General features: G+C 42.9%; 18 protein-coding genes. 14 read left to right on the top strand and 4 right to left on the bottom strand.

Translation table 11 applies throughout. The features are described from left to right. Window positions 1-143: 143 nt before the first annotated feature. The 9 genes from ACKI39_RS06960 (at window position 144) to ACKI39_RS06920 (ending at window position 14,242) form a co-directional block, all read left to right on the top strand. Window positions 144-2,231 carry a glutamine synthetase III family protein gene (locus tag ACKI39_RS06960; protein WP_407398992.1) on the top strand — a complete coding sequence of 696 codons (2,088 nt, stop codon included), beginning with the start codon at window positions 144-146 and terminating at the stop codon, window positions 2,229-2,231. Window positions 2,232-2,419: 188 nt separating this feature from the next. Continuing rightward, entirely contained in the window at window positions 2,420-4,138 is a 1,719-nt protein-coding gene (locus ACKI39_RS06955) for an ammonium transporter (RefSeq protein WP_407398990.1), read from the top strand. 121 nt (window positions 4,139-4,259) lie between these two features. Continuing rightward, entirely contained in the window at window positions 4,260-5,579 is a 1,320-nt protein-coding gene (locus ACKI39_RS06950) for a uracil-xanthine permease family protein (protein WP_407398988.1), read from the top strand. Further along, complete coding sequence (gene upp, locus ACKI39_RS06945; RefSeq protein WP_318691870.1) at window positions 5,579-6,217, top strand: uracil phosphoribosyltransferase; 639 nt, start codon at window positions 5,579-5,581, stop codon at window positions 6,215-6,217. The genes ACKI39_RS06950 and upp overlap by 1 nt, the downstream gene beginning before the upstream one ends. 55 nt (window positions 6,218-6,272) lie before the next feature. Continuing rightward, complete coding sequence (locus tag ACKI39_RS06940; RefSeq protein ID WP_407398986.1) at window positions 6,273-7,610, top strand: SH3 domain-containing protein; 1,338 nt, start codon at window positions 6,273-6,275, stop codon at window positions 7,608-7,610. Window positions 7,611-7,624: 14 nt separating this feature from the next. Beyond that, entirely contained in the window at window positions 7,625-9,577 is a 1,953-nt protein-coding gene (locus tag ACKI39_RS06935; protein ID WP_407398984.1) for an ABC-F family ATP-binding cassette domain-containing protein, read from the top strand. Between the two features lie 334 nt (window positions 9,578-9,911). Next, window positions 9,912-11,234, top strand: a complete 1,323-nt coding sequence (locus ACKI39_RS06930; RefSeq protein WP_407398982.1) for an aspartate kinase — start codon at window positions 9,912-9,914, stop codon at window positions 11,232-11,234. 12 nt (window positions 11,235-11,246) lie between these two features. Continuing rightward, window positions 11,247-12,038, top strand: a complete 792-nt coding sequence (dapB, locus tag ACKI39_RS06925) for a 4-hydroxy-tetrahydrodipicolinate reductase (protein ID WP_407398980.1) — start codon at window positions 11,247-11,249, stop codon at window positions 12,036-12,038. 113 nt (window positions 12,039-12,151) lie between these two features. Next, entirely contained in the window at window positions 12,152-14,242 is a 2,091-nt protein-coding gene (locus tag ACKI39_RS06920; protein WP_407398978.1) for a glutamine synthetase III family protein, read from the top strand. A gap of 149 nt (window positions 14,243-14,391) precedes the next feature. Here ACKI39_RS06920 and ACKI39_RS06915 read toward each other — a convergent pair whose 3' ends face one another. Beyond that, window positions 14,392-14,544 (bottom strand): hypothetical protein, encoded by a 153-nt coding sequence (locus tag ACKI39_RS06915; RefSeq protein ID WP_318691864.1) that lies wholly within the window; start codon window positions 14,542-14,544, stop codon window positions 14,392-14,394. A 115-nt stretch (window positions 14,545-14,659) separates the two neighbouring features. On the opposite strand from ACKI39_RS06915, the gene ACKI39_RS06910 reads away from it, so the two are divergent. Then, window positions 14,660-16,876: an ATP-dependent helicase gene (locus tag ACKI39_RS06910; protein WP_407398976.1), complete on the top strand. Its 2,217-nt coding sequence runs from the start codon at window positions 14,660-14,662 to the stop codon at window positions 16,874-16,876. Window positions 16,877-16,885: 9 nt separating this feature from the next. Here ACKI39_RS06910 and ACKI39_RS06905 read toward each other — a convergent pair whose 3' ends face one another. Next, on the bottom strand, window positions 16,886-17,269 hold the full coding sequence (locus tag ACKI39_RS06905; protein ID WP_407398974.1) for a NusG domain II-containing protein: 384 nt from the start codon (window positions 17,267-17,269) through the stop codon (window positions 16,886-16,888). 46 nt (window positions 17,270-17,315) lie between these two features. Between ACKI39_RS06905 and ACKI39_RS06900 the strand changes: the two genes are divergently transcribed. The 3 genes from ACKI39_RS06900 (at window position 17,316) to ACKI39_RS06890 (ending at window position 18,922) form a co-directional block, all read left to right on the top strand. Beyond that, entirely contained in the window at window positions 17,316-18,122 is an 807-nt protein-coding gene (locus tag ACKI39_RS06900; RefSeq protein ID WP_407398972.1) for a hypothetical protein, read from the top strand. A gap of 19 nt (window positions 18,123-18,141) precedes the next feature. Continuing rightward, a complete protein-coding gene (locus tag ACKI39_RS06895) occupies window positions 18,142-18,444 on the top strand; it encodes a hypothetical protein (protein WP_407398970.1) in 303 nt (100 codons plus the stop codon). Window positions 18,445-18,511: 67 nt separating this feature from the next. After that, a complete protein-coding gene (locus ACKI39_RS06890; RefSeq protein ID WP_407398968.1) occupies window positions 18,512-18,922 on the top strand; it encodes a hypothetical protein in 411 nt (136 codons plus the stop codon). A 115-nt stretch (window positions 18,923-19,037) separates the two neighbouring features. Here the strand turns inward: ACKI39_RS06890 and ACKI39_RS06885 are convergent, their stop codons facing one another. Both ACKI39_RS06885 and ACKI39_RS06880 read right to left on the bottom strand, forming a co-directional pair. Beyond that, the gene (locus tag ACKI39_RS06885) at window positions 19,038-20,546 is read right to left on the bottom strand and encodes a hypothetical protein (protein ID WP_407398966.1); all 1,509 of its coding nucleotides are present in this window, start codon (window positions 20,544-20,546) and stop codon (window positions 19,038-19,040) included. A 190-nt stretch (window positions 20,547-20,736) separates the two neighbouring features. Then, window positions 20,737-21,597 (bottom strand): PHP domain-containing protein, encoded by an 861-nt coding sequence (locus ACKI39_RS06880; protein ID WP_407398964.1) that lies wholly within the window; start codon window positions 21,595-21,597, stop codon window positions 20,737-20,739. Window positions 21,598-21,741: 144 nt separating this feature from the next. On the opposite strand from ACKI39_RS06880, the gene ACKI39_RS06875 reads away from it, so the two are divergent. Then, a complete protein-coding gene (locus ACKI39_RS06875; RefSeq protein WP_407398962.1) occupies window positions 21,742-23,025 on the top strand; it encodes a Crp/Fnr family transcriptional regulator in 1,284 nt (427 codons plus the stop codon). Window positions 23,026-23,039 lie beyond the last annotated feature (14 nt).

Genomic DNA, 23,039 nt, shown 5'->3' with positions numbered 1-23,039 from the left:
ACAAAGGCGCCGTTGAATCCGATGGAGGAATCAGCGGCGTTATTTTTTTAGTAAAACTTTTGAAAGGCGACAATGGAGTCGCGTACTGGCAGTCGTGTCACTACGCATATCCTGTCGCCTTTTTAATTTATGGGGGTTATAGTATGACAAACGTTCCTGAACTTTTTGGAAGCATGGTATTCAACCAGAAGACAATGAAAGATCGCCTTCCAAAAGAAACATTCAAAGCTCTTAAAAAGACTTTGGATAATGGAGAACCACTTCAGCTTGATGTTGCTAATGTTGTAGCACACGCTATGAAGGAATGGGCTATTGAAAACGGTGCAACACACTTTGCACACTGGTTCCAGCCACTTACTGGAATTACAGCTGAAAAGCACGACAGCTTCATCAATCCTCAGGATGACGGAACTGTAATCATGACATTCAGCGGAAAGGAACTCGTAAAGGGTGAACCTGATGCTTCTTCTTTCCCTAACGGCGGTCACCGTGCAACATTCGAAGCCCGCGGTTATACAGTTTGGGATCCAACTTCATACCCATTCATCAAGGAACACACACTTTGTATTCCTACAGCTTTCTGTTCTTACACAGGTGAAGCACTCGATAAGAAAACACCTTTGCTCCGTTCTATGGACGCATTGAACGTTCAGGCAAAACGTATCCTCAAGCTCTTTGGTAAGGATGTAAGCCGTGTTGCAACAACAGTAGGACCTGAACAGGAATACTTCATTGTTGACCATGAACTCTGGTCACAGCGCAAGGACCTTCGTATGACAGGCCGCACACTTTTTGGTGCAAAGCCTTCAAAGGGACAGGAAATGGAAGACCAGTACTTTGCAGCTCTTAATCCAAGAATCGTAAAGTACATGGAAGACCTTAACGAAACTCTCTGGAAGTACGGAATCCTTTCAAAGACAGAACATAACGAAGTTGCTCCAGCTCAGCATGAAATGGCTCCAATCTTCAGCACAACAAACCTTTCTGTTGACCAGAACCAGCTTGCGATGGAAGTAATGAAGAAGGTTGCAAAGAGACACGGTCTTGAATGTCTTCTCCACGAAAAGCCATTTGCAGGTGTTAACGGATCTGGTAAGCACAACAACTGGTCTATGTCTACAAACGAAGGTGAAAACCTCCTTGAACCAGGAAAGACACCTGAAAGCAACGCACAGTTCCTTTTGTTCCTTACTGCAATTCTCAAGTCAGTAGATGAGAACCAGGACCTCCTGCGCATTTCTGTAGCATCTGCTGGAAACGACCATCGTCTTGGAGCTAACGAAGCACCTCCAGCAATCATTTCCGTATATCTTGGTGATGAACTCTACAAGGTACTCGAAGCTATCAAGGACGGAAAACCATATGCAAACGACAAGTCATCTAAGATGACAATCGGTGCTGATGTTCTTCCTGCAATTCCAAAGGATTCAACAGACCGCAACAGAACTTCACCATTTGCCTTCACAGGTAACAAGTTTGAATTCCGTTCTTGTGGATCTTCACTTTCAATCGCAGGTCCAAACACAGCATTGAACTCAATCGTTGCATACACACTCAAACAGTATGCTGACGAACTTGAAAAGGCATCTGATTTCGAGCAGGCATTAAACGCCCTTATCGAAAGAGAAGTTAAGGAACACTGGAGAATCGTATTCAACGGAAACGGTTACGACGAATCATGGAAGACAGAAGCTGCAAAGCGCGGTCTCATGGAGCTCAAGACAACTCCAGATGCAATGGCACACTACATGGATGCTAAGAACGTAGAACTCTATACTTCACTTGGTGTTTACAGCAAGGAAGAAATGGAAGCCCACTACGAAACAAAGCTTGAAAAGTACAGCCAGATCCTGAATATCGAAGTCAACACAATGATCGAAATGATCTACAAAGATATTCTTCCTGCTGCATACAGCTACATTGATTCTGTAAGCAAGACTGTAATTGACCTTAAGGCAGTAGTTCCTGGCGCAAAGGCTGGAGCACAGGCTAAGGTTCTTGCAAAGCTTGATGCACTTACAGATGAGCTTTCTTCAAAGGCTGAACTTCTTGAATCTGCACATGAAAAGGCAGAAAGCGCAGGAGATACAATGGCTGTAGCTCGTGCTTATGTAGATGTTGTTCTTCCTTTGATGGGTGAAGCACGCGCAGTATACGACGAGATGGAAGGTCTCATCGGTGAAGGTTACAAGCCTTTCCCATGCTACGAAGATCTTCTCTTCCGCGTATAGTTTAATTAATAATTCACAATTCATAATGCATAATTATAAATTGTGAATTACAAAATTATTTGGGGATTTTTAATTCTTAATTGTGAGTTACTAATTCTCAATTGTTTATGGCACAATGGCGTGCTGTTGAGTTTTGTCCATGTAACCCCGGACGTTCAACAGTACGCTTTTTTTTGGAGGTTCTTAATATGGAAGAAGCAATGTCTGCTTTGACTAGCCAGCTCTTTGGAGTTTGGTTCCTTATTGGTGCAGCCCTTGTATTCTGGATGCAGGCTGGATTTGCCATGGTTGAAACTGGTTTTACCCGCGCAAAAAACGCTGGTAATATCATTATGAAAAACTTGATGGACTTCTGTATCGGTACAGTAACGTTCATGCTCATAGGTTTCAGTCTTCTCTTGGGAGAGGATGTTGTAGGTCTTATCGGTAAGCCTGGTTTTGACCTTTTTGGTTCATATGCAAACTTTGACTGGTCAAACTTTGTGTTTAACCTTGTATTCTGTGCAACAACAGCAACAATCGTTTCTGGTGCCATGGCAGAACGCACAAAGTTCCTTTCATACTGTGTATACTCAGCAGTTATTTCTGGATTGATCTATCCAATCGAAGCACACTGGATCTGGGGTGGCGGTTGGCTTGCCCAGATGGGATTCCATGACTTTGCAGGTAGCTGTGCCATCCATATGGTTGGTGGTATTTCTGCTTTGATCGGCGCAAAGTTCCTTGGACCACGTCTTGGAAAATTCTCTTATGACAAGAGCGGAAAGATCACAAAAGTAAATGCATTCCCTGGACACAACCTTCCAATGGGTGCTCTCGGATGTTTCATCCTCTGGTTCGGTTGGTACGGATTCAACGGTGCTGCTGCTACATCACTTGATCAGCTTGCATCGATCTTCCTTACAACAACAGTTGCTCCTGCCCTTGCAACAGTTACTTGTATGATTTTCACATGGGTTAAATACAAGAAGCCTGATGTTTCAATGTGTCTCAACGCATCATTGGCAGGTCTTGTTGCAATCACAGCTCCTTGTGATGTTACAGATGCTTCAGGTGCTGCAGTCATCGGTATCGTTGCAGGTCTTCTTGTAATCTTCGGCGTATGGTTCCTTGACAATGTGCTTCATATCGACGATCCAGTAGGTGCTGTTGCAGTACACTGTCTCAACGGTATCTGGGGTACACTTGCTGTAGGTCTTTTCGCAAATCCTAGCGTGCCTGGAGCTTCTGAAATCGGCGCTGGTGTATTCTACGGTGGTGGAATGGCACAGTTCAAGATTCAGCTTGTAGGTTTCGGCGCAGTAGCTATCTATACAGCTGTCATGATGTTGATCGTATTCACAATCATCAAAAAGACACTTGGTCTTCGCGTTACTGCAGAAGAAGAAATCGTTGGTCTTGATAAGCTTGAACACGGAATTGAATCTTCTTATGCTGGTATTTCTGTTCAGTATTCTTCAGAAGAAGTTGCAGAAGCTGCAGAAGTTGGAATCAGCATCGACCAGGCAGTTCCAGTTGTTGTACCTGCTACAACACCAAGTTCAACTGAAAGCGCAATGCACAAGGTTGTAATCATTACCCGTCAGAACAAGTTCAACGCACTCAAGTTTGCCATGAACTCTATCGGCGTAACTGGTATGACAGTTGTTAACGTAATGGGTTGTGGTATGCAGAAGGGTGCAAGCGAATACTACCGCGGTGTTCCAGTTGACATTCAGCTCCTTCCAAAGATCAAGGTTGAAATCGTAGTTGCAAAGATTCCTGTTAAGGAAGTTGTTGAAGCTGCAAAGAAGGCTCTCTATACAGGTCACATCGGTGATGGAAAGATCTTCGTATACGAAATCGCCGACGTAATCAAGGTAAGAACAGGTGAATCTGGATACGATGCATTGCAGGATTCGGAATAGTATATAGCAATAACGCTATTTAAGTATCCCCGTCAGAAATGGCGGGGATTTTTTTACGTCTATAAAATTAAATATAACAAAATTGAAATTTAGTAGTATAATATCTTTTCAGAGGAAAAATATGGAAAAAACAACTATCTCGGGTCCGATTTACGATGCTCGTGAACTCGGTACACCAAAGACACTTGTGCTAGGTGTTCAGCACATGTTTGCTATGTTCGGTTCTACTGTTCTTGTGCCACAGCTTACAGGATTAAGCGTTTCGGCAACACTTCTTTTTGCAGGTCTTGGAACCCTTCTGTTCCATCTTGTTTCAAAGAGAAAGGTTCCTGCATTCCTTGGCTCTTCATTTGCATTCCTTGCTGGCTATTTTGCGATTGCTCCAAATGGTGAAAAGAACCTTCTTCCTTATGCATGTCTCGGTGTTGCATGTTCTGCAATCCTTTACTTTGTTCTTGCAGGATTCATCAAGGTTTTCGGTGTAAAGAAAGTAATGAAGTTCTTTCCTCCAGTAGTCACAGGTCCTATCATTGTGTCTATCGGCCTTACGCTTTCACAGTCCGCAGTCAACAGCTGTTCTACAAACTGGTTCATTGCACTGGTTGCAATTCTTGTGATCGTAGTTCTTAACATCTGGGGAAAAGGAATGGTAAAGATCCTTCCAATTCTTCTTGCTGCAATCGCATCTTACATTGTTGCCGCAATAATGGGAAAGGTTGATTTTGCTCCTGTTGCAAACGCCGCATGGATTGGACTTCCTGTAAAATCTGAAGACACTGTTTTTGCAATTTTCAAGAATCCAGACACATCGCTAATCATCACATCTATAATTACAATCATGCCTCTTGCCATTGCGACAATGATGGAACATATCGGTGATATCGCTGCAATTTCTTCCACAGTCAACAAGAATTTCTTTGATGATCCAGGACTTCATAGAACACTTGTCGGTGACGGACTTGCAACTCTTGCCGCATCAATCTTTGGTGCACCTGCAAACACAACATACGGAGAAAATACTGGCGTCCTTACACTTTCAAAGGTTTATGACCCTCGTGTAATCCGCCTTGCAGCTTGCTTTGCGATTCTTTTCTCTTTCTCTCCAAAGTTTGCAGCTCTCATCAGCTGTATGCCTGCGGCAACTGTAGGTGGTATTTCTATCGTTCTCTACGGAATGATTTCTGCAGTTGGTGTACGCAACATCGTTGAAAGTCAGGTTGACTTCAAGGAAAGCCGCAATGTAATCATCGCTGCCCTCATCCTTGTTCTTTCAATCGGAATCAAGTTCAGCGCTGCAGGTGCTGTCAACATCAATTGTGGCTCAATTACAATCGGACTTTCAGGTCTTGCTGTGGCTTCCCTTGTTGGTATTGTCCTCAATGCAATTCTTCCAGCCCGTTCAGAATCTGGTGAAACTTCAATCAAAAAGGATGTTGAATAATGAACAGCGAAAATATTTTTTACCTTAACCATCCGCTCATTCAGCACAAGATTTCCCGCCTTCGTGATGAAAATACTGGTACAAACGAATTTCGAAAGCTTGTGGAAGAAATCACAATGCTCATGGGGTTTGAAGCACTTCGAGAGCTTCCTGTTGAAGATGTAGAAATCAAGACACCTATCGAAAAGTGCAAGACTCCAATGCTTGCAGGACGCAAAATGGTAGTTGTTCCAATCATCCGTGCAGGTCTTGGCATGATGAACGGAATCCTTGATCTTGTTCCGTCTGCAAAGGTTGGACACATTGGTCTTGCCCGCAATGAAGAAACCCATCAGGCGGAAGAATACTACTGCAAGATGCCTGACCTTCTTGACCAGCGCCCGATAATCGTTGTTGATCCAATGCTTGCAACAGGTGGTTCCGCAATCGATGCAATCAGCATGATCAAGAAGCGTGGTGGAAAGAACATCAAGTTTATGTGCATCATTGCCGCTCCTGAAGGACTTAAGAAACTTTCGGAAGCACATCCTGATGTAAAAATTTATGTTGGCCACCTTGACCGTTGTCTTAATGAAAATGCCTACATCTGCCCTGGCTTGGGTGATGCTGGCGACAGAATCTTTGGAACCGACAACTAAAATGCTGAAAGGACTGTCTAGAAAGACAGTCCTTTTTTTAGTATTATCTATAATTATGAAATTCAATCACAAGATAGCTGCTGCATTTGCAATCACCTTACTTTCAATATTCATGACATCTTGTTCTGGAGTCATCGGCTACGGTGTTCTTCTATGGAACGACAATGAACATAAAATTTCAGATGGAACGGTTGTTCCTGTCTACCTGAAATCAAACATCTCAAAGGTGTATGTAATCGGACTCCCTGATTCAAAGGAGAAGGTTGAAGTACCATTGTGGCAGCTCTCTGTTCCAGAAAAAAAATCAAAGGCAATCAAGCGTGCCGCAAAGTATGAGGAATATAAAAACACCTACGCCAAGAGCGCCATAGACGGTCTTCCTATTCGTGCAGACAAAGTGAATACTTCAAAGCAGGTCTATCGCCTTCGAAAGAATGAGACTGTGAAAACCTTGTACAAGGGTAACGGTGTCGCTCCACAGAACGGTGGAGTGCCTCTTGAAGGTGAATGGCTTCACGTCCTTACATCAAACGGTACTGAAGGCTGGTGCTTTAGTTATAACCTCCGTCTTTTTGAAATGAGGGCAGAGGAAGTTGTAGCCCAGACCGTGACGGTTGCTGAAAGCTCGGAAGAAGAAGTCGATACTCTTATCGGTGATGTCCTCAATACAACATGGTATCCTGACTTTTATGGCTCGATGATTTCAAAGAAACAGATTGACCTTGAATATTTCAATTCATCTTACAAATTCAATACGGGCTACTCGAGCGGAAAGATTTCCATTGTTCTACCAGATCTAGAACTTGAATTTCCTTTTTCGGGAGTTACAAAAACTGAAGACAAGGAATATGACTTCAACGATAGTCCCCTTCATCTTGTCGTAAGAAATTCAAGATCCATTGTCATCAAATATGCAGATGAAAAAGGAATGCCACGTTCATATAATTTTGTTTCCATCAGTGGGAAAAGCATTGAACAGATTATTTCAGAGGAACTGGAACGCCGACAGAATGAATACAAGGCAATTTCTTCTTCAGGTCCTGATTTCAAGAGCGGTAACTATGGAAAGATTTCCTTTAATGATGGAAACCAGTTTGCGTGGTCAGGATTCAACAAGCTTGTTCCTTCTGTCATTCCAAGCGGTGCAAAAGGTAACGGGGAGATTGAAATAAAATATTTTGTGCCTGCTGAACTTAAGTCATCGTGGGATGGAATCATGACTTTCAATTTTGAAGGAGCGGACAAAGAAGTGAATTTCCTTTACAAGAAAGAAGGAAATGGAATCCGTCTTACAGCGGGAAGCGTGTCAAAACGTTACGAGGCAAAATCGGGAAGAAACATAAGTACAGTATCACTTCCATCAAATTCACTTGTGCTTTTCTTCCAAAAGTAATTTAGGATCATATAATGGCATTCATTCAGTTTTCAAAAGTTTCACTGGCTTTCGGCGACAGGGATATTTTAAAAGATGTTTCGGTTAATCTTGCAACTGGAACAAAGGCTGCCCTTACAGGTGCCAACGGAGCAGGCAAATCAACACTCATAAAAATCATGGCAGGTCTTGTTGAGCCTGATAGCGGTGAACGCGTTGCTCAGAAAGATGCCCGCATCGCATATCTTCCACAGAGCGGTCTTGTTCATAGCGGCTGCACTTTGAAGGAAGAAGCAGATAAGGCTTTTGAGTGGGGCTATGAAATCCAGCGTAAGGCAGAAGAACTTGGAGAGCAGCTTGCGTCAAATCCTTCCAACGCAGAAAAAATAGCCATCGAACATTCTGAACTTCTTGCAAAGCTTGAAGAAAGCGGCTGGTACCGTCGTGAAGTTCTTGCAGAAAGTGTTCTCATCGGTCTTGGTTTTGACCGCAGCGATTTTGCAAAACGAACTGAAGAATTTTCAGGCGGATGGCAGATGCGCATTGCCCTTGCAAAAGCCCTCATGTGCGGACCGGATATCCTTCTTCTTGACGAACCTACAAACTACCTTGATATTGAAGCCCGCAACTGGCTTGAAAAATTCCTTTCGGACTTCCATGGCGGATTTCTTCTTGTTTCCCATGACCGTTATTTCCTTGACCATACAATCAACGAAGTATACGAACTCTTTGGCGGAGATCTTAAGCGTTACCCTGGAAACTTCAGCCATTATGAGGAAGTGCGCAAGGTGGAACTTGATTCCCTCATCGCAGCCTACAATCAGCAGCAGCAGGAAATCGCTCATCTCGAGGAATTCATAAACCGTTTCGGTTACAAGGCAACAAAGGCCGCTCAGGCTCAGGAACGCCAGAAGATGCTGGACAAGATTCTTGAAAATAAGATTGAGATTCCTGAAAGCCTCAAGAAAATCCATTTTACTTTCCCTGCCGCTCCTCATTCAGGTCAGCTTGTGCTTACACTGGAAAAAATCTGCAAGAACTATGGCGGACCAAATGTCGTAAACAACCTTGATCTTGTTGTTGAAAAGGGTGAGCGTCTTGTCGTTGCAGGCCGCAACGGTGCAGGTAAATCAACATTGCTCAGAATGATCGCAGGTGTGGACAGCGACTACACTGGAAATGTCAAATATGGAGCAGGAGTTTCCGTAGGTTACTTCAGCCAGGACAGTGCAGAAAAGATTTCCGGCAACCAGACAATTCTTGAATATATGGAAGAGCGCAGTCCGTTGGATCTCATTCCAAAAATGCGTGATATGCTTGGTGCATTTCTTTTCCGCGGCGATGATGTTTTTAAGAGCATCAACGTTCTTTCAGGAGGAGAAAAAAGCCGCATAGCCTTGCTTGAACTTTTGCTTCGTCCTGTAAACCTTCTTGTTCTCGATGAACCTACAAACCACCTGGACATGCATTCCAAGGATGTTCTCCTTGAAGCTCTGCAGGGATTCGGTGGAACTGTAATCTTTGTAAGCCACGACCGTGGATTCATCGAAGACCTTTCAACAAAGGTTCTTGAACTCCATCCTGGGGTTTCCCGTGAATTCCCTGGCGACTATAAATACTACATGCAGCGTCTTGAGGATGAGGCAAACGGTGTTGTGGGAGATTCATTTGCTGCTGTAGAAAATAAGGCAGCCGTAAAGAAAGTTGAAGAGCCAGCGGAACAGAAATCTGCCGGCAAGCTTGATTACGAAGAAAAGAAAAAGCAGGAAGCTGAACGCCGTAAGCTCCAGAAGGAAGTTGACCGTCTGGAAGCAGAAATTGCAAAGACTGAAGAACAGAAGGCAGATCTTGAAAACCAGATGGGACTGCCTGAAGTCTACAGCAACGGTGAAAAAGCAAAGGAAGTTCAGAAGCAGATAGAAGAACTTGCTGTAAAACTTGACGAGCTCAACGAAGCCTGGATGGAAGCCGCCGAAAAGCTTGAGTAGAAACCCGTCGTCGCTGGGGCCCGCCTCTCCTATGCCTTGCGAAAGCATACAATATCAATGTATATCAATTAAATGCATTCTATAAGACTAAAAAAGTGCGTAGGTGAGAATAATACTAATAAATGTGGTGGGACGCAGGTAAAAAGGATAAGGAGGGACCCGCCAAGTAAGCACAGCGCTTTATGCGATGAAGCGGGAGGTTTCCATTATCCTTACTGCCGTCGCTGGGACCCGCACCTTTTATGACCGATTCTCGCCGAGAGCACTTTTTTATATTTTCTATCTATAGTGCTTAATTGAATTTCAGAGCTTAAATATTGTATACTTTCGCATTATGATCGTAATGAAATTTGGCGGCTCATCAGTTGCAAATGCTGAGCGCATTAGACACGTTGCTGAGATTATTCAGACTTACAAAGACGAACTTCCTGCAGTAGTACTTTCTGCCATGGGAGACACAACAGACCACCTTCTTGAAGCTGCAGACATGGCAGTCAATGGAACAGTAGACATTGAAAAGGTGGAAAAGCTTCATTTTGATACGGCAAAGGAACTTGAAATCGAAGTTCCTGCAATCAAAGAACTGCTTGATGAACTCAAGACGCTTCTTACTGGTATCAGCATGCTCAAGGAACTTTCAAAGCGTTCCCGCGATTACCTTGTTTCTTTCGGCGAAAGAATGAGCGTACGCATGATGGCAGCATACCTTACAAAGCTTGGTACACCTGCAAAGTTCTACGATGCATGGGACATCGGAATGGTTTCTGACAGCAACTACATGGCTGCTGAACTTCTTGATGAAGTATGGGACAACATTCCAAAATATTTGAACGACTACAAGAACGGCAAGCAGAAGGAAATTCCGATCATTACAGGCTTCATTGCAAAGGACAAGCACGGAACAATCACAACCCTGGGACGCGGTGGTTCTGACCTTAGCGCAACAATGATCGGTTCTGCAATGGGTGCAAAGGAAATCCAGACTTGGAAGGATGTTGACGGTATCATGACAACAGACCCTCGCCTTGTTAAGGATGCAAAGCCAGTTCCAGAAGTAACATATGAAGAAGCACAGGAACTTGCAATCTTTGGTGCACAGGTTCTTCACCCACGCTCAATGATTCCTTGCCGCAAGACAGGAACACCAGTCCGTGTAAAGAACAGCTACAACATCAAGAGTGAAGGAACTTTGATTGTTGAAAAGCACACAGGTACAGTACCTGCAGTTACAGCAATTACAAAAGTAAAGAACGTTACCTTGATCGATATTCAGTCAAGCCGCATGCTTGGTGCCGCAGGATTCCTTGCCCACATCTTCAACCAGTTCCTCAAGTGGAACATCAGCATCGATGTGATCGCAACTTCTGAAGTTTCAGTTTCTTTGACAGTAAACACAAAGGCTGACCTTTCAGGCCTTCTTGAAGACCTTGGTCGTGTTGCAGAAGTTAAGGCAACTGGTGACAAGGCAATCATCACTGTAATCTGTGACGCAAGCCACTCAAGTGCAATTCTTGCAAAGGCATTTGACGCCCTCAATAAAGAAGGCATCAACGTTCAGATGATCAGCCAGGGTGCAAGCAAGGTAAATGTAAGCTTCCTCGTTGACATGGCTGAAGCAGACAAGACAGTTCAGGTTGTTCACGCAGCTTTGTTCTAATTGGAGAGGGAAATGAAAATCGCATTAGTCGGATACGGAAAAATGGGGCACATGATTGAACAGGCTGCCCTTGGTCTTGGTCACAGTGTTGTAACTACAATCGATGTTTTTGCAGAAGATGCAAAGGTAAAGATTGCTGCAGGTGACACAAAGGCAATGGTGGATGCTATTGTTGCAAGCGGTGCAGAAGGTGTCATTGAGTTTACTCATCCAACATCTGTAATGGACAACATCAAGGCTCTTTTGCCAACAAAACTTCCTATCGTAGTTGGTACCACAGGATGGAACGATAAGAAGGATGAAGTTGCTGCTCTTGCTGCTTCTTGCGGCGGTACGATCATGACAAGTGCAAACTTTTCCATCGGAGTAAATGTTTTTTACAAGATTGTTGAAAATGCATGCCGCCTTATCGATGTTTTTGAAGAATATGATGCAGCCCTTTGGGAAATGCACCACAACCAGAAGGCAGATAGTCCATCCGGAACTGCTCTTGACCTTGCAAAGCACGCAATGGAATTCCTTTCTCGTAAGGATACCATCGTGACAAACGAATTCAAGGCTCGTCCAAAGCCTAATGAACTTCATGTTTCTTCTACAAGATGTGGAAGCGTACCTGGTACACACAAGATTTTCTTTGACAGTGCTGCGGATACAATTGAACTTTCACATACTGCAAGAAGCCGTCAGGGGTTTGCAAGCGGTGCGGTTCATGCCGTAATCAACATGAAGCAGCTTCTTGATGAAGGCAAGCTTCAGACAGGAAAACTTTACGGAATGGATGACGTCTTCCCAGGCGTGTTCTAAAAAATAAGAGCTTACGGCATGTTGTGCAGTGTCGTAAGCTTTTAAATTATAAAATATTTTACTCGGATTAAATCTGGTTTAGAAATTTAGTCATTATTATAAGGGGTTACAATATGACAAATGTTCCTGAACTTTTTGGCAGCATGGTTTTCAATCAGCAGACCATGAAGGAAAGACTGCCAAAGGAAACTTTCAAGGCTCTTAAGCGTACATTGGATAACGGTGAACCGCTTCAGATTGATGTTGCAAATGTAGTTGCTCATGCCATGAAGGAATGGGCGATAGAAAAGGGTGCAACTCACTATTCACACTGGTTCCAGCCGCTCACAGGCGTTACTGCGGAAAAACACGACAGCTTCATCAATCCTCAGGACGACGGAACGGTCATCATGTCTTTCAGTGGAAAGGAGCTTGTAAAGGGTGAGCCTGACGCATCTTCTTTTCCTTCTGGCGGTAAACGTGCAACTTTCGAAGCCCGCGGTTATACAGTTTGGGATCCAACTTCATATCCTTTTGTAAAGGAACATACCCTCTGCATTCCTACTGCCTTCTGTTCTTACAACGGTGAGGCTTTGGACAAGAAGACACCTCTTCTCCGTTCAATGGAAGCCCTCAATGAACAGGCACTTCGCATCCTTAAGCTTTTTGGCAAAAATGATGTTACCCATGTAAGTACAACTGTAGGTCCTGAACAGGAATATTTTATCGTTGATGAAAAACTTTACTTTGAACGGAAGGACCTTCAGATGACTGGTCGCACGCTTTTTGGTGCAAAGCCTTCAAAGGGACAGGAAATGGATGACCAGTATTTTGCAGCCCTCAAGCCAAGAATTGCAAAGTATATGGAAGACCTTAACGAAACCCTCTGGAAGTACGGAATCCTTTCAAAGACTGAACACAACGAAGCCGCTCCTGCCCAGCACGAAATGGCTCCAATCTTCAGCACTACAAACCTTGCTGCTGACCAGAACCAGCTTACCATGGAAGTGATGAAAAAGGTTGCCCGTCGCCATGGTCTTGTATGCCTTCTTCACGAAAAACCATATACCGGCGTAAACGGTAGCGGTAAGCACAACAACTGGTCCATGAGTACTAACCTTGGTGAAAACCTTCTTGAACCTGGTGATACTCCTGCAAAGAATGCCCAGTTCCTTCTGTTCCTTACAGCAGTGCTTAAGGCTGTTGATGAAAATCAGGATCTTCTGCGTATTTCTGTTGCTTCTGCTGGAAATGACAATCGTCTTGGTGGTTATGAAGCTCCACCTGCAATCATTTCCATGTATCTGGGTGATGAACTTCATGCTGTCCTTGAATCAATAAAGGATGGAACTCCCCTAAATGCTACAGGTTCTTCCAAGATGACCATCGGTGTTGATGTTCTTCCTCCAATTCCAAAGGATTCAACTGACCGCAACAGAACAAGCCCATTTGCTTTCACTGGCAACAGGTTTGAATTCCGTTCAGTAGGTTCAAGCCTTTCCATCAGCGGACCAAATACAACAATCGATGCAATGGTTGCCTATACTCTCAAGCAGTTTGCTGATGAACTTGAACAGGCTGATGATTTTGAAACTGCCCTTGCAGAACTTATCAAGCGTGAAGTAACCAATCACTGGAGAATCATTTTCAACGGAAATGGCTATGACAATTCATGGATTGAAGAAGCAAAGAAGCGTGGTCTTTTAAATCTTGGTTCAACCCCAGACGCAATGGAACATTATCTTGCAGAAAAGAATGTAAAGCTCTTTACGGAAATGGGTGTCTATACTGAAGATGAAATGAAGAGCCACTATGAAATCAAGCTTGAAAAATATTCAAAGATGCTCAATATCGAAGTGAATACAATGCTTGAAATGATCAGTAAGGATATTCTTCCAAATGTCTTCAGATACATCAAGGATGTAAGCCAGACTGTAATCAACCTTAAGTCAGTTGTTCCTGGTGCAAAGGCTCAGGCTGAATCTAAGCTCCTTGCAAAACTTGATGCTCTTGCAGATAAACTTACGGATGAAACTGACATTCTTTATAAAGTTCATGAAGAAGCAAGAAATGCAGAAAATGTTACAAAGTCTGCAAGAATCTATGCTGACAAGGTTGTTCCTCAGATGGCAGCCGTAAGAAAGATTTACGATGAAATGGAACCTTTGCTTGGCGAAGACTATAAGCCGTTCCCGAGCTATGAGGATCTCATGTTCAGAGTTTAATTTTTTTTCTTTCAGAAAAAAATTATTCGAGGTAATCTGCACGGCCGCACGCGCCTGCTACGACCGTGTGTTTAGAGTATGATTTAAAAAGCAAAAGGCAGTGATAGGATTTCTACCACTGCCTTTTTGTTTAGCACTGTCTGAGTGTTTTACTGTAATCCAGCTGTCAAATCTGCTTCTGAAGCATCACAGCCCTTTGATTTAGCCCATTCAACAAGCTGTCCGTTATCTACAGCTGTTTCGAATTCAGCTGCGAGATTTGCATCCGAAAGAATTGCTTTTTTAAGTTCATCTATAGTCATACATCTACCTCACAAAATTATCTTTATATCTATGATTTTAACTCATTTTTCCCAAATAAACTAGTTATTCTTTGTTTTATTTGAAATTTTCATATTTTAAGGCTATATTTTGCTTATGGATTCAGAGAACATTCTTTCAGTATTGAATCCAGAACAGAGAGAGGCCGTTGTTCATGAAGGCTCTCCGCTGCTTATACTTGCAGGTGCTGGTTCTGGTAAGACACGCGTAATAACTACAAAGATAGCCTGGCTTATATCAGAGCGTAAATATAATCCCTCTTCCATTCTTGCTGTCACCTTCACAAAAAAAGCCGCAAATGAGATGAAAGAAAGGGCAGTGGCACTCGAACCTCGATCCGCATGGTCCCAGATAAGGACTTTCCATTCCTTTGGTGCGTATTTTCTCCGCACATACGCTTCCGAGGCAGGAGTTGGTCTGGACAGCAATTTCACGGTCTATGACGATGACGATATGGTTACCCTCATTACAAAAGCAGTGCCAGAACTTACCAAAAAGGATGCAAGCCATTATGCCCATCTCATCTCTCTTGCCAAGGATTACTGCCTTAAGCCAGACAGTCTTTCACTTGGTATCATAGACGAAGATCCAAAATTTCCTGAGATATATGCAGCCTATGAAAAACGGCTTCGTTCCACTGGAAATGTTGATTTCGGTGACCTTATCATGTTGCCTTATCTTATCCTTAAGGACAACGAGCTTATCCGTACAAGCATCCATTCAAGGTACAAGGTCATAATGGTCGATGAATACCAGGACTCCAATGTTGCCCAGTTCAAGTTGCTGCAGGAGCTTTCTGGTTATGGCATGGAATCGGGACATAAGGCTTATGTCTGTGTTGTTGGTGACGATGACCAGTCCATCTATAAATTCCGCGGTGCTGAAGTTCAGAACATCCTTAACTTTAAGGATCAGTTTGAAGGAACGAAGATTGTCAGACTCCAGACAAACTATCGATCGACTTCTGAAATCCTGGACTGTGCCTCAAGCGTAGTAAAGAACAATGAAGGACGTCTTGGCAAGGAACTTGTTGCTGCCCGAGGAAAGGGAAAGAAACCGACCCTTGTTTTTCTACCGACACAGGATGATGAGACGGAATTCTGCTACAGTTTGATTGAGCAGGCGGCGGAGCAGGGGGTGCCTTACAGTGATTGGGCTATCCTTTACAGAACCAATGCCCAGTCCCTTGGCTTTGAAACAGAATTTCTTCATATGAAGATTCCGTATCAGGTCGTAGGCTCATTGAAATTCTATGAACGCGAGGAAGTAAAGGACAGCATAGCTTGGCTTTCTTTTGTCCTTAATCCGCGTGATGAAATTTCATTCAGAAGAATCATCAATAAACCTGTCCGTGGAATCGGAACCAAGACCCAGGACAATATCGTCGAATCAGGTCTTGGCCGTTCATTGGTAGAGGCAATCGCCGATGTAAAGCTTTCAAAAAAAGCAAAGGAAGGTGCAGACGGATTTGTAGCACTTGTTGAAAAGTTCAATTCCCTGTTGCCCGATGTTCCAGTGTCGTCAGAAGCCCAGAACCTTGCGGAACAGGCGATAAATCCTGAAGAAGAAAACAAAAACAATCTGGAACGGAAGCTTTCGGAATTTGTCCAGGCTGTTGTTACGGAAACAGGACTTGAAGAATTCCACAAGGAGCAGGATGAAGTTACTGGCAGTCAGAAGGTCGCAAACCTGGAGGAGCTTGTCAACAGTGCGGTTCTCTATCCATGTACAAGACAGGGGCTCATAGATTTTCTGGACCATATAAATCTTGACCGTACCCTTGACGCCGCAGATGAAAATTCTGGAGATACAGACCGTGTGACGTTGATTACCCTCCATAACACTAAAGGTCTTGAATTTCCTCGCGTAATTATTACTGGCCTTGAATCGGGTATTTTCCCTCGTGACGGTAAGACTGATGATGAACTTGAGGAAGAACGCCGTCTTTTCTATGTTGGAATAACACGTGCAAAGGATGAACTCTATTTCACTAACTGTGGAGTGCGCCGTCTATATGGAAAAACAAATTCCATGATGCCAAGTCCTTTCCTTTCTGAACTTGGTGATGGCAATGTTCGCATACTTGGACAAAAGCCTGCGACTTTCAGCTCCTATGCTGGAGCGAAGGATCCACTTGAAAGCAGGTACTGCCGTGGAGCAAATGTCTACCATGATGACTGGGGATATGGTGTGATTGTTAAGACTGAACACAGTGATGAAGGTGAGTATGTGGTGACCGTTAATTTTGATACGGGAGGCTACAAGAAGTTTCTTCCTAAATATCAGAAGTCATCCCTGCTTGTGGTGGAATGATTTTTTCCTCTAGTTTGCGATTGCATCCAGTTCTTTTTTAGAATCTGAGATGCCTTCAATATAGATTATTATTCCGTTTGGAAGGCAGGCTGCCCATTGGTTTGGTCTGCTGATTTTTCCAGATTCAACGCAGATCTTGTTGTCGCATGGTGAATCGTCAAACCAGGCTTCACCTTTTGAAACCGTGATGTGTGATTTGCCTAAGAGTCCTTCGAATTCAAGATGAAGTTCCTTTTCCATGGAGTAGGCAAATTTATCCGCTCCTATCTGCACCATGAGTGTTTTGCTTTCAGACTTGACGCAAAATAATTTTGCCGAAAAGAAAACTGTCATGGCTGCGAAGGTGAAAAGAATTGGAATGTCAAAAGGTCTTATTTTGACTTTGAACTTCATGACCATATTCTAGCAAAATCCAGACATTTCCACTACAATATTCACCATGAATGAAATCGAGTTTTTGGCTGATGAAATTTTCAAGCGTTACGGAACAATAAAAAGGGCCAGAGGACCATTCCTTTACACCGCAAAAAGAACACGCCTTACAGACCTCTATCAGGAGGGTGGAAGGGCAATCCTTGGTTGGGGTGGTGGAAGTGCATTCACAATGCTCAAGAATGCCCTTGACCGTGGTGCGACAGGCAGCTACAGAACTGATTTTACACAGCGTCTTGAAAAGGCAGTGAATGAGCTTTTCCTTGGTGAACATCGCAAGGTCTTTGTTTTCGCATCAAAATCCGATGCTGTTTTATCTGGAATCGCAGTCAGCAAGGATCATACCTGCGTCTATCATCCATGGCATCAGACGGAGGTTGATTGGGGAACAGTTGATTGCATAGTGATAGAACCTCCTCTTCCATGGACGTCGAATGTTTTCATTCTTGCTGTCAAGGATAATGAAGAAAATTCATCAAGACTTGAAGAAGCCATTAAGAAACAGATCCGTCTTTCTTCTCCTATGGAAGCAGCTCTTGCCCGTTCAATCCATAACCTTATCTCTGCACTGCAGACAAGACAGGAAAAGGACTGGTTCATCTACGACAGCATCATCTGTAGATACTGGGAAAGAAAAGGACCTTATCTTTTCCCAAAAATTCCTATGGACAGTTACAGAAACTTTGTCCTCCATTGTCTTGACCTTGGTATTGTGATCAGTCCAATCTATGAAAATCCAAGCATAGTACCTTTCGGGGCTGACCGTGGAGTCTTTGCTGTCCTCAAGAAAAATCCTTTTCCTTCCGAAAATTAAGGAAGGAGATTATTAGGATATGCCACAGAGCGAACTTATTCTTTATGTAATCAAACTCGTGTTGGGCGGAATGGCAGCCTTTACAGCAATCCTTTTGTGGAGCAAGACAGGTGAAGCATCATGGATGTGCATCATTGCAGCTATTGTCATCGGCTACGGCGGAACTGTCTACAGTCTCCTTGTTGAAATGGGGATACTTTCAGTTGATAGGCTCAAGCTTGGGGTCATCCCTTTGACTTCCTTGATCTTTGCCATTCTTCCGCCACTTTTCTATATCCTTGGTTTTGGAATAATGATTTCAAGAACAAATTCTGGAAAGTAATGTGACTTGTATTTTTCAATAATTGCATTAAAATTTTAACATCGACCATTTTAAGGAGGAATATAGAATGGGAAAGAACGATACTAAGAATGCTCTTGCATCACTTATTCTTACACTTGCAGTTGGATGTATGCTTGCCATCAGCGGAATCTACGCATTGCAGGGAAAGGCAGCTGGGGATCTCGCTGTAAAGGGACTCAAATCTATCTTTGATGGAAATGCAGAAAGCATCATCATTACGGTTTTCGGAGTAGTTGAACTTCTTGCTGGTGTCTTCATCGTGCTCAAGTGTTTCATCGGCGACAGAATGGGGTCATTCGGCAACATCGTTTCATTGATCGTTGTAATCGTATGGGTTGTTGTTATTGTCCTTGCAGACATCGTGAACGGAATCGGTAAGCCTAACTTCCTTGCATGGCTCCTTCAGTTCTCAAAAGACCTGATCATCTTTGGTGCCATCTGGGTTTGCTGCAGATAATCTATCTGTCTTCAATCAGAAAGCGGAATTTCCTTACGGAGATTCCGCTTTTTTATTTAGCCAATGTGTTGTAATCAAGCTCTGCAAACGCGCAGGTCTTTTTTAATACCGCCTATTATTGCTTGTAGAAGTTCTTTGTCAAAGTGTTCGTAATAGTATAATTTGAAGTATCCGGCAATGCTTCAGCATATTCTTTTGGAGCACGGACATGTATGTATGGTTTATCAGCTGCAAAATAATGCTGAAAAACTGCAATATATCTTTTCTGCTGATTATCTTCGAGAATGCATGCATATGTATTATTATTTGTCATTTCTCCCCATGTTTTAAATTCTACACAAGTATAATCTATACCAGCATATGAGACTGATGATCCATCAATTATCAATACAGGACTATTTTCAACAGTTCGTTTATAAGTTCCTTTCATATTTGATGGCAATTCGATTCCCGAAGGTCCTTTATCCTCCAACTCAACATAAACATTACATCCCACACTATAAACCGGATTACTGTCCGAAATATAATTATACGCATTCAAACCAAATGCACCTGTGTGATACCACTTCTTGCCGGCTTTCTTACCATCTGGTATTTTTCCTGCAATCTTTGAATCAAGACCTGCTGCTGTAAACAGCTGTGACCATGTCATGCTTGGAGCACTCACTCCACGGTAAACATATGTTGTAATAGCTTCCCCGAGATTTGCTTCAAATGCTGTTTTGTTGCTCTTGCAGTCATCCATCTGACCAAAATAGAAAGTATACTTCACTTCCTTAAGCTTGATTTCTTTATCAAATATTCCGCTCTGATCCAAAGTTCCATTTAAAGCCTCATATGGGCTGTCAGACCATTTTGAAGACCATTCAACTTTTGATTTACCGGATTCTGCAGGCGAAATCTTCATAAAGTTCCAGAAGGTATTCTGACTTACACGGAAAGGTTCCTTTGAATTGTTACCTGTTACACCAGGATCCATATTTGATTCATGAACGAGAAGGAAGTCATAAACATTGTTGTTCTCTTTTATGTCCACAACGCTTGCAAACCAGTATTCACTATCTGATTTTTTAATCTGAATTTTTGCTCCCACATTGAACTGCATTCCAGTAGAAAGATCGTAATTTCCTGCAAGGGAAGAAAAATATTCTGTATTAACTGCAGGAAGCTTTGGCTTTGCAACATCCACACCTTTGTAGCTTATCATTTCAGTTTTTGTAAAAAGATTTTTATATTTTTCAGTAGTGGAATCATCTGCTGTAAAGTTAAGCTTGTAGCCTGTCATGGAATAGGTAAACTTAACTGGAGTTCCAATTTCACGAACGCTGTCTTTGGAATGTTTTACCAGCGCTTCCACAGTTCCAGTTTCGGAATTTTCTGATTTTACCTGAATAAAATATGTGTCTGTGAGAGAGTCAGGGAGACAGCGGATGTATTTTGTTCCATCATCGTCTATGAACTGATATTCGGCATCGCCTGCAAACCAGGCGTGTCCCCATGGTGTCTGGACATCTTTGTCAGCAATGAGCTGATTGACGATTGCATCTGCGGCGGGGTCTTCGCACGAAACAAACAGGCTGCCCGTCAAGGCAAGAGCACATAAAAACAATAATGCTTTCTTCATAAGTCCTCCTATTGAACTATGAACATGTAAGAGATTTTTTTACGACGTCTGACTTTAACAGTAGAATAGACTGCTCTGACTTTCACAGAATTGCCGCATGAATTGTAGAATGATTATAATGAAAAAAAAATCTTATGTGTATAACTATTTGATATGTCAAAGTAATCAAAGTGCACTTGAAGATTAGATTTTATAACCTGAATTCCTTTCCGCTGAGCTTTGGCTTAAGCTCTTCGTACCAGTATTTGTCTTCGATCGTGCTTTTGCCAGCGGTGTGTCCTATTTTTCTGTCTGCCCTTACTTTTTCGCCGTGAAAGTCGCTTCCTGCCGTAGCGATCATCCCAAGCTTATGGGCAAGATCTTCAAGACGATATGCTTCTGCCACGCGGATTCCAGGATGCCATGCTTCAAGTCCTTCGACTCCAGTTGACTGTATTTCTATGATCTTGTCTTCGATTTTACCCCAGGATACATACATGGAAAGTGGATGTGCCTGAACGGGAATTCCCCCTGATGATTTTATTGCTTTTACTGCAGTTTCCAGATCCAGTCCTGTGCGTTCCACATAGCAGGGTCTTCCTTTTGCAAAATAACGGTCAAAGGCCTGCTGACGAACTTTTATGAATCCCTTTTCGATCATGAGTGAAGCAAAATGTGGCCGCCCGATGGTTTTGGTTCCAGCCATCTTTACGACCTCGTCATAGGTGATGTCGATTCCCTGCTCCCTAAGTTTTTCCGCCATCTTCTTATTTCTGTCGTCACGCTCCTGTCTGAGGAATTCAATGGCAGAAAGAAGTTCAGCTGATGCAGTTTCAAGTCCAAGCCCAAGCAGATGAAATTCACCTGTAGGCCATTGTATTGAAAGCTCTATTCCAGGAATGAATTCAATATCAAGACCTTTGGCTTTTTCCTGAGCTGCAGCTATTCCGTCTATCGTATCGTGGTCTGTAAGCGCTAGTGCCTTTATTTTTTTTGAGTGTGCATATGTAATCAGCTCTTCAGGTGTATAGGTTCCGTCGGAGGCAGTTGAATGCGTGTGCAAATCTATCATCTTTTTCTCTGTTTTTTTTCTAATTTCTGGTTTATTGTAGCATAATTTATGTTCTTATGATAGAATACTAAGACAGTACATTGGGATTTACTGGAATTGCGGGTGAAAGAGGGATTCTAGTTTTTACAAGGGGAATTGAGTAGTATGCCAAAGACAGTTCAATTTACACAGGGCTCCATCATTTTCTTCGAGGGCGACAAAGACTCAAATATATATATCCTTCAGTCTGGTGCTGTTGCCTTGAAATCACGCGACCTTGAGACTGGTGTCCAGATTTCGGAACAGGTTAGGATCGGTGAATTCTTTGGCGTTAAATCAGCATTGGCCCATATGCCTAGTCTTGTTACTGCTTCCGTACTCGTCAATTCTGTTGTCGTTACAATGACTGTTTCAGAATTTGAAAAACTCTTCAGCTCAAAGCAGGCAATCACAGAGAAGATGCTCCGTGTTTTCTCAAAGTCTTTGCGTGACATCCATAGAAAAACAGAAGACTTCCTTAAGAGCGGTTTCGTTGCAATTTCTCCAGAAGTTGGAATGCTTTCAGTCGCTCAGGCTTTCTTCAATGATGAACAGTACAAGAGCTGTGTTGATGTTCTTACAAGAATTTCACAGATTAATTCAAATCCTTCAAACAAGGCAGATATTGAAAAGCTTTATAGGGAAGCTAAGAGAAGGGTTGACAGCAGCAGAACTGGAAGAGCGGCATTCGTATCGGATCCTGCTCCATCAACCGCAACTGGACTTGCTGTAAACCAGTTCTCCCTTCCAGCCTTTGATCGCTTTACAAAGAAATATTCCCGTGGTGATGTCATCATCTCTGAATTTGAACCTGGCGAGACATTCTATCTCATCAAGTACGGTGAAGTTCAGATCTGTAAGTGCATAAAGGATCAGAACAAGAGCCTTGATATCCTTACAAGCGGTTCTTTCTTTGGTGAAATGGCCATTCTTGACAACAGCCAGCGCAGTGCCTCTTGTGTTGCCCGTACTGATGTTGCCTGTCTTGAATTCAACAAGGCAAACTTTAAGGCTCTGGTTCTCAGCAATCCACAGATTGTAATGAACCTTCTTAAGATTTTTACAAAGCGTATTTATGACCAGTACAGACAGTTCAAGATCATTCTCATAAAGGATGTTCCTGTTCGTGTCTGCGATGTGTTCCTTATGTATGATGAACTTCAGGGGACAGCATCAAGAAATGACGATGACAATCCAAAGCGTAAGTTCAATATCAGCGTAAATGATATTGCATCATGGGCAGCTGTATCTCAGCAGGTTGCGCATGAAGAGCTTTCAAAGCTCATGGACCGCGGTAAGATTGAAATCTTCGAAGGCTATATCGTAGTAAAGAACATCCACGATATGCGCCGCATCGTAGACAACTACTACATGAAGATAGAGGCCCTAAACAAGTCTCAACAGCAGTAGTTTAAAATATAAAA

This window comes from Treponema sp. (genome assembly GCF_045641405.1).
Lineage (GTDB): Bacteria > Spirochaetota > Spirochaetia > Treponematales > Treponemataceae > Treponema_D.
The sequence above is the reverse complement of the archived record's forward strand: the minus strand, read 5'-3'. Positions and strand labels throughout refer to the sequence as shown.

Bases quoted from the DNA above. Each gene is read 5' to 3' on its own strand.
- ACKI39_RS06960 (WP_407398992.1), top strand. From the start codon at position 144: ATGACAAACGTTCCTGAACTTTTTGGAAGCATGGTATTCAACCAGAAG.
- ACKI39_RS06955 (WP_407398990.1), top strand. From the start codon at position 2,420: ATGGAAGAAGCAATGTCTGCTTTGACTAGCCAGCTCTTTGGAGTTTGG.
- ACKI39_RS06950 (WP_407398988.1), top strand. From the start codon at position 4,260: ATGGAAAAAACAACTATCTCGGGTCCGATTTACGATGCTCGTGAACTC.
- upp (WP_318691870.1), top strand. From the start codon at position 5,579: ATGAACAGCGAAAATATTTTTTACCTTAACCATCCGCTCATTCAGCAC.
- ACKI39_RS06940 (WP_407398986.1), top strand. From the start codon at position 6,273: ATGAAATTCAATCACAAGATAGCTGCTGCATTTGCAATCACCTTACTT.
- ACKI39_RS06935 (WP_407398984.1), top strand. From the start codon at position 7,625: ATGGCATTCATTCAGTTTTCAAAAGTTTCACTGGCTTTCGGCGACAGG.
- ACKI39_RS06930 (WP_407398982.1), top strand. From the start codon at position 9,912: ATGATCGTAATGAAATTTGGCGGCTCATCAGTTGCAAATGCTGAGCGC.
- dapB (WP_407398980.1), top strand. From the start codon at position 11,247: ATGAAAATCGCATTAGTCGGATACGGAAAAATGGGGCACATGATTGAA.
- ACKI39_RS06920 (WP_407398978.1), top strand. From the start codon at position 12,152: ATGACAAATGTTCCTGAACTTTTTGGCAGCATGGTTTTCAATCAGCAG.
- ACKI39_RS06915 (WP_318691864.1), bottom strand. From the start codon at position 14,544: ATGACTATAGATGAACTTAAAAAAGCAATTCTTTCGGATGCAAATCTC.
- ACKI39_RS06910 (WP_407398976.1), top strand. From the start codon at position 14,660: ATGGATTCAGAGAACATTCTTTCAGTATTGAATCCAGAACAGAGAGAG.
- ACKI39_RS06905 (WP_407398974.1), bottom strand. From the start codon at position 17,269: ATGAAGTTCAAAGTCAAAATAAGACCTTTTGACATTCCAATTCTTTTC.
- ACKI39_RS06900 (WP_407398972.1), top strand. From the start codon at position 17,316: ATGAATGAAATCGAGTTTTTGGCTGATGAAATTTTCAAGCGTTACGGA.
- ACKI39_RS06895 (WP_407398970.1), top strand. From the start codon at position 18,142: ATGCCACAGAGCGAACTTATTCTTTATGTAATCAAACTCGTGTTGGGC.
- ACKI39_RS06890 (WP_407398968.1), top strand. From the start codon at position 18,512: ATGGGAAAGAACGATACTAAGAATGCTCTTGCATCACTTATTCTTACA.
- ACKI39_RS06885 (WP_407398966.1), bottom strand. From the start codon at position 20,546: ATGAAGAAAGCATTATTGTTTTTATGTGCTCTTGCCTTGACGGGCAGC.
- ACKI39_RS06880 (WP_407398964.1), bottom strand. From the start codon at position 21,597: ATGATAGATTTGCACACGCATTCAACTGCCTCCGACGGAACCTATACA.
- ACKI39_RS06875 (WP_407398962.1), top strand. From the start codon at position 21,742: ATGCCAAAGACAGTTCAATTTACACAGGGCTCCATCATTTTCTTCGAG.